Source organism: Halomonas sp. 3F2F, assembly GCF_014897805.1.
Lineage (GTDB): Bacteria > Pseudomonadota > Gammaproteobacteria > Pseudomonadales > Halomonadaceae > Vreelandella.
Genome location: NZ_JABUZE010000014.1, coordinates 1 through 12,509 on the forward strand (window position 1 = coordinate 1; position 12,509 = coordinate 12,509).

Consider the following 12,509-nt stretch of genomic DNA (forward strand, 5'->3'; position numbering starts at 1 on the left):
TGGGTTAGAAGTGCTTCCGGGGGCCGGTCTCACGGATTCAGGTATAAGCAAGAAGCTGGCGTCAAATTTCAATTAAACAATAAGTTATTCCAACAACAGGCGAAACAAATTGAAGCGATAGCGCGACCCATTTGTTAGTTAAATAAGTACTCCAGCAGCCTATGGTAAAGAGGGATCCCAAGCATCACGTTGAGAGGAAAAGTAATGCCGAGTGACGCTAGCATCGCAAGCCCAATGCTCGCTTGAGGGATAGCTGCACGCATTGCAGCCGGCGCCGCTATATAGGAGGCACTAGCAGCCAATGCGGCAAGAATCACCACAGAGCCCACTGGCAAACCAACTAGCGTACCTACCAGAATCCCCAGCAGTGACAGCAGCAATGGTGTGACCAGTGCAAAGGTCACTAAGCGCCAATGATGCCACGGCATTGGGCGCAGCGTTTGCGCGGCAGTTAACCCCATTTCTAGCAGGAACAACGCCAGCACGCCTTTGAAAGCCCCAGTAAACAATGCGGTGACTTCCTCTCCTTGAAATGGCCCGTATAGCGTGCCAATCACGACCCCACCCGCTAACTAACAGGATAACGCCACGATTGGTTAAAGTTTCATGCCATAACTTGCTGGTGCTCTCTTTAACAGCGGCGCCTTGATAGCGTCTAAACAGGGCAATCGCCACCATAATCGCGGGTAGCTCCATCGCGACCAAATAGAGCGTTACTTCACTCCCCACCGCTAACTGACGTGCTTCTACATACGCCAGAGCGACCGCAAACGTACCCGCACTGACCGAGCCATAGTGAGCCGCAATGCTAGCGCTGTCGGCGGCGGAAAGGCGTACCCAGCGGCGCAACACTGGCATCAGCATCAGCGGTATAAACGCTGAAAGCAGCGCTACACCGGTAAGTTCTGGCATCAACCCCCAATGGATATTGCCATGCAGTGCCATTCCTCCCTTTAAGCCAATGGTGAGCATTAATAACAGGCTTAGGGTGTCGTAAGTAGCTTTAGGTACCTGAAGATCCGACTTCACCGCTCCGGCGACTAGCCCCAATAAAAAAACATCACCACAATATCTGGCATCACCACTGCTCCCTAGGGTCAAAAGAGACTGCATTTTGCGAGCGATGACACTAGATAACTAATAATATATTAAAAGAAAATCATAGATAATTATCTATGTAGCTATCATCACCCTATCGCTACTCATTAATAAGCAGTGGTGATAGTTAATAGGCAGTGATGGTAGTTAAACTAAGGACATGAAAGAGTCACTAGGCGCGATGCCTGAAAGACCCCGCCCTGAGCAATCAGGGCGGGATGGTAAGAGCCTAACGTAACGTTAAAGGCCAATAGCAGATGAGGTGGAGCGGCGAGGATCGGCGCCACCAAAGAACATTCCATCTTTGATCATGATTGACTGAGCAGCGCCCATGGCTGACTGCTGACTGACCGTGTGGCCACGCTCTTCAAGCAAGTTAAGTGTATCTGGACTAAAGCCTGCCTCAACACGAATCTCATCAGGCAGCCACTGGTGGTGCATGCGTGGTGCGCTAACCGCTGATTGGATATTCATATCATGATCAATCACGTTCATTAACACCTGCAGCGTTGTGGTGATAATACGTGAACCGCCGGGGCTGCCAGTCACCAGAAAGTTTTTGCCGTCTTGCTTGACGATAGTGGGCGTCATAGACGAAAGCATTCGTTTGCCTGGTTCGACCTTATTGGCTTCGCCGCCAATCAATCCATAGGCGTTGGGCACGCCGGGCTTGGCTGAGAAATCATCCATTTCGTTGTTGAGCAAGAAGCCCGCGCCATCCACCACGATGCCAGAACCATAACTGAAGTTGATGGTGTACGTGTTTGAAACTGCCAGACCACCGTCATCTACAATGGAAAAGTGAGTGGTTTCATTAGATTCGTAGTCGTTCGGATTGCCAGGCGCAATGTCTGCACTAGGGGTAGCTTGGTCGCCAATCTGGCTACGCAGTTCGGCGGCATAATCCTTTGAGGTGATACCGGCCAGAGGCACATCGACAAAGTCAGTATCGCCCAGGAACTCCGAGCGGTCAGCGTAAGCACGCTTCATGGCTTCGGCCATTAGGTGCATGCTTTCAGCAGAGCCGAAGCCCATTTCACCGATAGGATATTCTTCGAGAATGTTCAGCATCTGCACAATATGAGCACCACCGGAAGAAGGAGGACTCATAGCGTAAATATCGTAGCCGCGATAAGTACCGTGGCTGGGCTCACGGATGATGGGGGCGTAACTAGCCATGTCTTCCATGGTAATCAGCCCATCGTGACGCTCCATCTCGGCAACAATCAGCTCTGCCGTTTCTCCTTCATAAAACTCGCGAGCCCCTTGTTCAGCAATGCGCCTGAGTGTCGCGGCTAGATCAGGTTGCTTGAAAATATCGCCGACCTCGTAGGCGCTACCATCCTCCTTGAAGAACGTGGCCATGCTCGCATCCCAGGGCTCGAAGCGTTCTTTGGCCTCTTGTAACCCTTGAACAAAGCGCGGAGGCACCGCGAAGCCATCTTCAGCAAGACGAATGGCGGGCTCCAACGCTTCAGCAAGACTTAACGTGCCATACTCTTCCAGGGCCAGTGCTAGCCCCGCAACGGTGCCGGGAACGCCAGCGGCCAAGTGAGTAAAGCGGGAACGCTCGGTCACTGCATCGCCATTTTCATCTTGGAACATAGCTTCAAAGGCAGCTGAAGGGGCCATCTCGCGGTAGTCGATGGCAATGACTTCATCGCTTGTTTCATCCGAGATCAGCATAAAACCACCGCCACCGATATTACCGGAACGGGGCTGAGTCACCGCTAGCGCAAAGCCGGCCACTACGGCAGCATCAACGGCGTTGCCTCCTTCAGCAAGCACATCACGGGCAACCTCTGAGGCAAGAAAGTGGCTGGTAGCGACCATGCCATGGCTACTCTCTTGAGGGTGAAAGCGCTCACCTTCCAAGATCGCTTGCTGAGAGAATGCCTGTGGAGAGACTAACAACCCGCCGATACATAAACTGGCCGTCAGCGTTTTAAGCGGACGCGAAGTTAAAAAGGGGATCATCATAGGTGGAATTCCTTATAGTTATTAGCTTAAAGATATTTAGAATATAACAACATGCTTTTCTTCAACGCTATTCAAAGCCATGTTCTTGGCCTTGAGGAGCAACCCAACGTGCGCCACCTTAGTGTAATGTGGTTTAAACTCTTTTGTCTTCACCTGTCCATTAACGGCAAGGAATAGCCTAGCTTTTCGATGATGGCTTGCCAGGTATTCGTTGATAAAGCTGATCTACACCACTACCCAATAATGATGCATTAAGAGACGCCCCAGGAGTTGCGGTTGCTATGAATATTCGCCATCTGACCTTTAGGTTGCTCCAGGTATACGTAACCGTCGTTAGATGTGGCTCCATCAGCGAAGCCGCAAGACAGCTTCACCTTACCCAGCCAACCGTGTCACAGCAGTTGAAACGCCTCAGGGAAGCGGTAGGCAGCCCGTTGTTAGAACAGCATGCCCAGCGACTGACGATGACCGCCACAGGGCAAGCGCTTTATCAGGCAAGTCGGGATGTGTTGGGGCGCTTTGATGACTTTGCAGACCAGCTCAGTGATTTACAGTATGGCAGTAAGGGGCGATTTAGTATTGCGCTCGTGAACACTGCTCAGTACGTCTTACCACGCCTCTTAGGACCTTTTAGTCAGGCGTTCCCTGATGTCGATGTCACCGTTCATATCGGTAATCGTCGACAGGTATTGGCGCGCTTTGAGCGCCAGGAAGATGACCTTTACGTCTTTAGCCATCCGCCCGCGCTTGCTCACGCGGTCGCGTCACGCTTTATGCGCAACCCTTTAGTTGCCATTGCCGCCGCCGACCACTCTCTGGCTCAACAGAAAGCCGTGACGATGGAGCAGCTACTAAGTGAGCGCTTACTGCTACGCGAGCCTGGCTCTGCCACACGCATGTTATTAGACAGCTGGCTGCAAGAACACGGACTGACCATGCAAAAAACATTACAGATGGCCAGCAACGAGGCCATACGAGTAAGCGTGGCCGCCAATATGGGCGTTGCAGTGTTATCTGAACACGTTTTGCCTAATAAGCATCCTGATCTAGTAGTGTTACCCGTTCAGGGGCTACCTATTGAAAGTCACTGGCAATTTATCGTGCGCAATGATCAGCGCCTTCCACAGTCAGCACAACGCTTTCTTCACTACGTTCACGAACACCTGACACAGTGGATTGAACCGCGCTTTGTATGCAATGAACTAGACACCCTGCTGAACGCCTACCCGACGTTTCCCTTGCGTGGATAAGGCTTCGATTAATTGACTTGCAGACGCAACGATTCCCGCTAATGTGTGAAGCCTACGCTTGGAATAACGCCTAAGTGAGCACACTAAGAGATTAGATAGCATGCTGTATGGGATAAGTTTAGCCGTCGGTATCGTACTATTAACGCTGGGGGGCGAAGCTCTCATCCGTGGCGCTGTCGCCGGGGCCAAACGAATGGGAGTCTCTCCACTATTAACAGGCCTCGTCGTCGTTGGTTTTGGCACCTCTTCCCCCGAACTGGTTGTTTCCATTGATGCCGCCATTCGCCAGCAACCAGATATTGCCGTCGGCAATATCGTGGGCAGCAACATAGGCAACATACTGCTGATTCTTGGTCTTTGCGCAGTCATTTGCCCCATGTCAGTACAGCCGCTGGCGCTAAGACGAGACGGTGTGGTGGTCGTCGGCGCTAGCCTGCTATTTGTTGCTCTGGCCTGGAGTGGCGCCCTCGGCCGCTGGGATGCGGTCATATTATTAGCCGCGTTGACGGCTTATCTCATTTGGGCATATCGCACTGAACGCGCTCAACCACTTCCCGCAGCTGAAATGCATAGCGCAGAAGCAGACGAACTCACTGCAATTCCAAGCTCAACAACCATGATAGTTATGGCGCTTATTGTGGGGCTTGCGATGTTGATAGGTGGCTCGCAGCTGTTACTTTATGGTGCCATTGGCTTAGCCCAAGCCATGGGTATTTCCGAAGCAGTTATTGGCTTAACGATTGTTGCGGTAGGTACCTCGTTACCCGAAATGGCGGTATCGGTGATTGCGGCTCTTCGCCGCCACGCCGATGTGGCTGTCGGAAATATTTTGGGCAGCAACATTTTCAACCTTCTAGGCATCTTAGGTATATCAGCTTTTCTACAGCCCCTGCCTATTGCCGAGCGAGTAAGTCAGTTTGACCAATGGGTGATGCTCGGAGCAGCAGGCGTATTGCTACTGTTTCTTTACACAGGCATGCGGTTATCTCGCTGGGAAGGAGCCGCGCTACTGGGCGGCTATGTAGCCTACCTTACGCTAAGTTTTACAATCGTCTGAGGAACTCGCTGTGCAAATTGCCACCCTCGGCCTATAGTGGACCCCATCGTCAAGACAGAAATCATCTGAGTTTAAGCTATCGCCTCGACCATGGGTGCAGCTGCACAGCGCTGCCCTGAGTCTTGATCCTGTGGCGTGACCCTCTGACTACCGAAGTGGTCAGGAATGGAGGCGCCGCCACCGAGGCCCGACTGATAAACATCGTCTGGCGTGCGGTTGCCCAGTGACTGGTGGGGCCGCTGTGTGTTGTAAAACGCAAAGTAGTCGGACAGGCCGAGGGTCAGCTCGCCGAGGCGCGCATAGCCTTTGAGATACACGTCCTCGTACTTGACCGTCCGCCATAACCGCTCGACGAAGATGTTGTCGAATGCCCGGCCACGGCCATCCATGCTGATGGCGATGCCCGCATCCTTGAGCACTCCCGTGAAGGCTTGGCTCGTGAACTGAGACCCCTGGTCGCTGTTGAAGATCTCCGGCGTGCCGTGTAGCCGTAGGGCGCTCTCCAGGGCGTCTACGCAGAAGTCGGCGTCCATGGTGTTGCTCAGCCGCCAGCTCAGCACCTTGCGGCTGTACCAGTCGATGATCGCCACCAGGTACACGAAGCCATATGCCAGCCGGATGTACGTCACATCAGTACTCCACACCTGATTGGGGCGTGTGATTGACACACCTCGCAGCAGGTACGGGTGGATCTTGTGCTCCGGGTGCGGCCGGCTGGTCATGGGGCCCGGCGCCATTCCTGCCAGCCCCATGCCCCGCATCAGTCGCTGCACACGCTTGCGGTTGACCCGGAAGCCTCGGCGACCGAGTTCAACCACCATCCGGCGGCTGCCGTAGAACGGCCAGCGCGTGTAGATCTCATCGAGCGCATGGCATAGCTCAATATCCAGATCCTCTGGCATCTTCAGCTGTCGTTGAGCGTAAACCGTTGATCTGGCAATGCCTGCCAAGGCGCACTGTCGGAGTAGCGGCACCCGGTCAGTCGCGTCAATCCAGCCGCGGCGGATCATGGCAGGCTGATCCCGGACTTTTTTTTCAACCAGTCGAGCTCCATCTTCAGACGGCCGATTTCACCGTAGAGCTTTTCGTCAGTCTGATACTCAGGTTTGGGCTTCGGGCCACGCTTCTTGTCGAACAAGGTGGCGGAGTCAGCCAGCAGTGCCTTCTTCCACTGGCCGACCTGTACGGGGTGGACCCCGAACTCCTGCGCGATTTCGTTGGCCGTCTTGAGGCCACGAACCGCCTCCAAGGCCACCTTGGCCTTCAGCTCTGGAGAGTGGGTGTTACGTTTTTGCTTCGACATCTCTGGTCCCTTCGAAACCGGCCTCAGCATATCTTAAACCAGTGTCTTGTTTTCGGGGTCCACTATAGCCCTAGCGGCAACAATCATGAATTAATTGCTCTGCGCTATTTAGCGAAGCATGGTCAGCCATCCACGAATCTTCAGCTTTTCGAACAGTTTGAAGAGGCGTTTGAAGCGCTGGTTGAGGGGCGAGTAAGCCATCTGCTCCAGTGCACTGCTCACTTTGCCCACAGCGATTGCGTGGGCCGCTATATGCACCGCGCCTATCCGGTTGATGTCTTTATTGCCGGCAGCAAGCCTTTAGCGTTAGTTGCTCAGCGTAGTATTGCCACCCCTCGTCATGTGGCTATTCAACCAGCTACCCGCCATTACACGGATTTAAGCAGCTTTGGCGATATTATCGAGGCACCCACGACGGTTGCCGTGGCAGAAGGCTTGCTAGCGGGTACTTTTGAGGCCGGGATTTGCGCTGAAGAGGTCATAAATCAAGCGCCTGAGCAACTGAAGCTGGTGCAGTCGCTGGGGCCTGCACTAGATACCTGGGTGGTGTATGCCACCACCCAATTACCGGCCACGTCGCCGTTGTTTTTAAACCATGCGCCATTAAACGAGAAAGATAACAGCCGCGCCCGCCACCACGAGTATTACGCGAAGCCAAATGGCTTTACGAGCGATGACACCAAACGAAATGGCCGTTAAACCAGCGGCTATTTTTAAACCATCGAGCAAAGCGCCCGCTGGATTAAAAGCAAGCTGAATAACGTCAGGGTTCGCGACCATCGCTAATGGAATGATGTACAGCCCTATCCCCAGAGCCATGGCTTTAAGCGCTACTTTGAGCCAGTTTTCGCCTACCATCCCCGCCGCGATAAATACTCCCCCACAGACAGGCGGCGTAATCGTTGAAAGCAGCGCGTACCAAAACACAAACAGGTGCGCCAACAACGGCTCTAATCCGAGTGATATCAGCGCTGGCCCCGCCACCGACACACAAATCACATAGGCTGCCGTTGTTGGCACTTCCATTCCCAAAATCAGGCAGGCCAGTGCGGTTAACAACAGCGCAGGCCATAGCAGGTCATTTGAGAGCGATAAGATACCCGACGTGATTTTTACGCCAAGGCCTGTTAACGAGAGCACACCAATCACCAGAGAGGCACACAAAATAATCGCACCAATGGTGGCAATTTGCCGCCCTGCGGTCACCACTGCATCCGCTAAGCGATTTGCAAACCCAGTGATTGAGAAACGCAGCGTAACATCGACCAGCAGCAGTGCTGCGCCGGCAAATATCGCAATACTAGCGGCATATTGAGGTGTGTATCCGCCGTTAAAAATACGCTCTAACAGCAGTACAAATGGCACCGCAAAAAAGAGTGATGTGATGAGTACTTCTTTGGCGGCTGGCTGCTCGCTGGCATCAATCGGCTGCAAGTCATGACGCGTTGCGTAGGCATTAATGCCCATCCATACCGTCAGAAAATAGAGCACCGCCGGTAGCGTTGCTGCTGCCATGATTTGTGTGTAGGGCGTGCCGGTTAGCTCGACCATGACAAAGGCTCCCGCCCCCATCAGCGGTGGCATTATTTGCCCGCCTGAAGACGCCACCGCTTCTACTGCGCCGGCAAACGAACGCGGGTAGCGCAAACGTACCATAGAGGGAATCGTAATCGCCCCAGTAGAGGCAACGTTCGCCGAGGCTGAGCCTGAAATGGACCCCATCAGCGCCGACGAAATCACCGACACTTTAGCCGCACCACCGGTTAAGCGCCCAGCAACGGCACTCGCTAAATTCATGAAACCTTGGCCAGCTTCGCCAGCATTAAGCACCGCACCAAAGATCACAAAGATAGCCACGACACCCACGCTAACCCCCGTTAGCGAGCCCCAAAGCCCCCCCTTCCGCAATCGTCAGTGAACCCACCATGCTTTGCAGTGGCAACCCCGGGTGGCCAAATGCCCCCGGCACATACTGCCCGAAAGCGCCGTAAAGCAGTGCCAATAGCGCAACCAATGGCAACGGCCAACCGATCGCACGCCTTGCTGCCTCCAGGGCCAGCATAATTAAGAAAAGACCAATCGCCATCTGCAGATGGGTATCAATAAAGCCATACTGATTCGCCAGTGAGGCTTCGTTAAGCGCGATGTAGGCGCAAGCGGCTATCCCTAATAGCGTCAGCCCCCAGCCACTAATGCGCTGAAAAGGGGTTTTAGCCATATAAATCAACACCCAAGGCAGCAGTAGCGCCATATGCAATGGCCTGCTCACCAGGGCGGGCGTTAAACCGTAAAAAATCAGTCCTAAATGAAACCCAACGCTAATGACACCTAACGCAATCCAACCAGGGGACGCCACCGCATTAGGTGTGGCGTTATCAGCCGTCTGAGACGAAAAAAGAGCATGCATGCCGAGTTGCCTATCCCTATAAAACGACGCAACGGCCTACAGACCGTTGCGTATTATCAGTGCCAAAAAACGCTGCTAAGGCAGCCTTTATCGAAGAGCGTCAGGCACATCGACTCCCGCTTCTTCATAATAACGCAGTGCACCGGGGTGCAGCGTACCGGTCATATTACTCAGCATGTCGGGCGAGATACTGCTCCACCAAGCCGCTTCTTCAGCCATGGCATCGCGACGCTCCCAGAAGGTTTTTGTCAGGGCATACGCGGTATCGTCATCCATTTGTGAAGTTGTATAAGCGATGACCGGCAGTGACGTGGTTTTAACATCCTCATCCACACCTGGGTACGTGCCACCAGGAATCGTCTGACGAGCAGCGCCTGTTTGCGCTATCTGCTCATCGCTAAAGCTAACCAAGCTGATTGGCATGCTGGCAGCCGTTTCAATAACATTCGGGGTTGGGAAGGAGCTGGCCGTCACAAAGGCATCAATCTGACCATTTTTTAACGCATCTGGCCCACTTCCAATAGAAGCGTCAGCAACACGTACTTTCTCTTCCAGTCCAAATAGCTCTAGATACCGAGTAGCTTCCCGAGCGCCAAAAGTACCTCGGCCGATTAAGATGTGCTTATCTTCAAGCGCCGCCATATCGGTCACACCGCCATCGCCTGCGATCACAAAGTGCATGGTGATAGAGGGAATAGGAAATAGGCCGCGAATCTCTTGGAAGCGAGGATGCTGACGCTCGGCAAAAGCCCCTTCCCCAGCCATAGCCTGTTCAACTAAGGCTGGCGGCGTAGTGAATACATAGTTACCTTGCCGAGCCATCACCTCCATCACGTTCTGCACCGAGCCCTGGCTCTCTTCTAGGGTCAGGATAATGGCATCGTCAGTGCCTTGGCGCACTGCCTCAGAGAGCTCAACACCCATCTGGTAATAGGCGGTTCCCGCCGATGCTGATTTATAGGTAACCCGTGTTTCTGCTTGTGCTGTCATTGCCGCAGCGGCAAGGGCAAGCGTGGCAGCCGAGACGCCTAACGTGCGATAAAGGGAGCGAATTGAGTGGTGCATATGAGTTCCTTAACGTGTCCAACGGCCAGCTGTGTGGCCTCGTTTTTATTGACTGAAAGCGATGACAAAGGCTAAATTCCAAGCCTTTAGACGCGACATAATGATCAACCATACCAACGCAGCCATCAATATGGTCGCGCATGCTGCTCAATTTTATTACCGCCTGAAGATCGACCCACAACCCGCAAATATACCTACAAAGCGACGGAGACCAACAAATATCGTAAATCTATTATGTTTATCTGATTTATGATTAAACTCTTTACATTTATTTGGCCATTTTACTATTAGCTAAACGGATAATTTCCAAAAAAAAGACGTAATAACTTGCTTATCAAAGCATTTCATTCGGTTTAATTACGTATTGCAATGCAATATAACTTGTTAAACTAACGCCGCTTATTCCCCCTACCTTTTAACCAATATAAGGATAAATACGCCATGCCGACGTTACATAATGACCCAGGCCAGCTCCGAGTTTCTCGTTGCTGGCCTTTTTTGTTAGCAGCCTTATTATTATGCATTAGTCCTTCCGCTTTTGCAGTGACTGGAGATATCGACTTAACCTCCTCAACCGTCGGATTTTTTGCCGTAGCGATCTTCGTGCTTGCCTATGCCTTAGTAATGGCAGAAGAAAAGATCCACATGCGTAAGTCTAAACCGGTACTGGTTGCTGCCGGTATTATTTGGGGACTCATTGGCTGGGTGTACGTCCAAAACGGCATGTCCGATACGTCAGAGCATGCGTTTCGTGTGACACTTTTGGAGTTCACCGAGCTAATGCTGTTCCTGTTGGTAGCCATGACGTATATCAACGCCATGGAGGAGCGCCGTGTATTTGACGCCCTTCGCTCGTGGATGCTGCGCAAAGGCTTTAGCTACCGCCAGCTATTCTGGCTAACGGGCGGCCTTGCCTTTGTACTCTCTCCCATTGCCGATAACTTAACTACAGCGCTACTAATGTGTGCCGTTATCACCAAGGTTGCTGAAGGAGATAAACGCTTCATTAATCTCGCCTGTATCAACGTTGTGGTAGCCGCCAATGCCGGTGGTGCCTTTAGCCCCTTCGGCGATATCACCACGCTTATGGTCTGGCAAGCCGGTATTATCCAGTTCCAGGAATTTTTCATCCTCTTCCTGCCTGCCTTGGTAAACTTCCTGATTCCTGCGGTCATCATGAGTATATTTATTAAGGATCAGAAGCCCAGTAGCGTTTATGAAGATGTATGGCTCAAACGCGGTGCACGGCGAATTATTGCGCTGTTTTTGATCACTATTGCCACTGCTGTACTGTGCCATACGCTGCTGCACTTGCCGCCGGTACTCGGCATGATGACGGGTCTTGGCTACCTACAGTTTTTCGGCTATTACCTACGTCGCAGCCTGCCTCGCTCACTGGAACGCAAGCGTGAACGCTACAGCCGCCAAGGCGATAATAAAAAGCTTGAGCAGTTGGGTGGCGTGGTGCCGTTTGATGTTTTCAATCGTGTCGCCCGCGCCGAGTGGGACACACTGCTGTTCTTCTACGGGGTGGTTATGTGCGTAGGCGGCCTTGGCTTTATGGGCTACCTTGGCCTGCTTTCCGAAGCGCTTTACACCGGTTGGAACGCCACCTGGGCCAATATTATCTTGGGGGTTGTGTCAGCGGTAGTCGATAACATTCCGGTAATGTTCGCAGTACTGACCATGGAGCCTGAAATGTCCCACGGGCATTGGCTACTGATTACGTTGACGGCCGGTGTAGGGGGCAGCTTGCTCTCCATTGGCTCCGCAGCTGGGGTTGCCGTGATGGGGCAAGCGCGTGGCGCTTATACCTTTATGGGCCACCTACGCTGGGCACCGGCTATTTTTCTAGGCTACGTCGCCAGTATCATTGTGCATATGTGGCTTAACGCCAATAGCTTCGCCGTCTTTGGTTAACGAACGGTTGACACCAGTTCAAGCCCGCGTCACGCGCTAACAGGTGCTGCGCGGGCTTTTTAGTACGCCTCAAATAAATACTCAATTGGCGTCGGGCGGCCAAATAAATAGCCCTGATAGCGGTAACAGCCATGTCCTTTAAGCCAATCAAACTGCTCTTTTTTCTCGACGCCTTCAGCCACTACGGTTAAACCGAGACTGACCGCTAAAAGAATCGTGGTATCCACAATCGCCGCATCGGTTTTGTCCGTTAATAATTCGCGAATAAACGACTGATCGATCTTTAGCTCGTCCAACGGTAAGCGTTTCAGGTAGCTCAGCGACGAGTAGCCCGTGCCAAAATCATCCAGCGCGAAGCGAATACCTTGGGAACGAAGCTTTAACACCTGAATTCATAGAATAACTGCAGCACTTTGGATCATACGGTAG

General features: G+C 52.6%; 7 protein-coding genes and 3 pseudogenes. 4 read left to right on the plus strand and 6 right to left on the minus strand.

Annotated features, from left to right (window positions below):
• Positions 1 to 134: 134 nt before the first annotated feature.
• Both INT21_RS01250 and ggt read right to left on the minus strand, forming a co-directional pair.
• Positions 135 to 1,079, minus strand: a pseudogene (locus INT21_RS01250) (sodium-dependent bicarbonate transport family permease).
• A 259-nt stretch (positions 1,080 to 1,338) separates the two neighbouring features.
• Positions 1,339 to 3,078, minus strand: coding sequence for a gamma-glutamyltransferase (gene ggt, locus INT21_RS01255; protein WP_193060667.1), 1,740 nt, complete (start codon positions 3,076 to 3,078; stop codon positions 1,339 to 1,341).
• Positions 3,079 to 3,359: 281 nt separating this feature from the next.
• Here ggt and INT21_RS01260 point away from each other — a divergent pair, with 281 nt between their 5' ends.
• Positions 3,360 to 4,328 carry a LysR family transcriptional regulator gene (locus tag INT21_RS01260; RefSeq protein WP_089039937.1) on the plus strand — a complete coding sequence of 323 codons (969 nt, stop codon included), beginning with the start codon at positions 3,360 to 3,362 and terminating at the stop codon, positions 4,326 to 4,328.
• Positions 4,329 to 4,428: 100 nt separating this feature from the next.
• Positions 4,429 to 5,385 (plus strand): calcium/sodium antiporter, encoded by a 957-nt coding sequence (locus INT21_RS01265; RefSeq protein WP_193060668.1) that lies wholly within the window; start codon positions 4,429 to 4,431, stop codon positions 5,383 to 5,385.
• Between the two features lie 71 nt (positions 5,386 to 5,456).
• On the opposite strand, the gene INT21_RS01270 is transcribed toward INT21_RS01265, so the two are convergent.
• Positions 5,457 to 6,688 (minus strand): IS3 family transposase gene (locus INT21_RS01270; RefSeq protein ID WP_226930558.1). Its coding sequence is split into 2 segments (ribosomal slippage): positions 5,457 to 6,412 and positions 6,412 to 6,688, totalling 1,233 coding nucleotides; the frame shifts between segments, so codons are not numbered across the junction.
• On the opposite strand from INT21_RS01270, the gene INT21_RS01275 reads away from it, so the two are divergent.
• The gene (locus INT21_RS01275) at positions 6,677 to 7,387 is read left to right on the plus strand and encodes a hypothetical protein (protein ID WP_226930559.1); all 711 of its coding nucleotides are present in this window, start codon (positions 6,677 to 6,679) and stop codon (positions 7,385 to 7,387) included. The genes INT21_RS01270 and INT21_RS01275 overlap by 12 nt on opposite strands.
• On the opposite strand, the pseudogene INT21_RS01280 reads toward INT21_RS01275, so the two are convergent.
• Positions 7,292 to 9,095 (minus strand): annotated as a pseudogene (locus INT21_RS01280) (TRAP transporter permease). The gene INT21_RS01275 and the pseudogene INT21_RS01280 overlap by 96 nt on opposite strands.
• Positions 9,096 to 9,182: 87 nt before the next feature.
• Positions 9,183 to 10,160: a TAXI family TRAP transporter solute-binding subunit gene (locus INT21_RS01285; RefSeq protein WP_193060670.1), complete on the minus strand. Its 978-nt coding sequence runs from the start codon at positions 10,158 to 10,160 to the stop codon at positions 9,183 to 9,185.
• Between the two features lie 441 nt (positions 10,161 to 10,601).
• On the opposite strand from INT21_RS01285, the gene nhaD reads away from it, so the two are divergent.
• Complete coding sequence (nhaD, locus tag INT21_RS01290; RefSeq protein ID WP_193060671.1) at positions 10,602 to 12,080, plus strand: sodium:proton antiporter NhaD; 1,479 nt, start codon at positions 10,602 to 10,604, stop codon at positions 12,078 to 12,080.
• 59 nt (positions 12,081 to 12,139) lie between these two features.
• On the opposite strand, the pseudogene INT21_RS01295 reads toward nhaD, so the two are convergent.
• Positions 12,140 to 12,466, minus strand: a pseudogene (locus INT21_RS01295) (EAL domain-containing protein); the annotation flags it as partial.
• Positions 12,467 to 12,509: the final 43 nt, after the last annotated feature.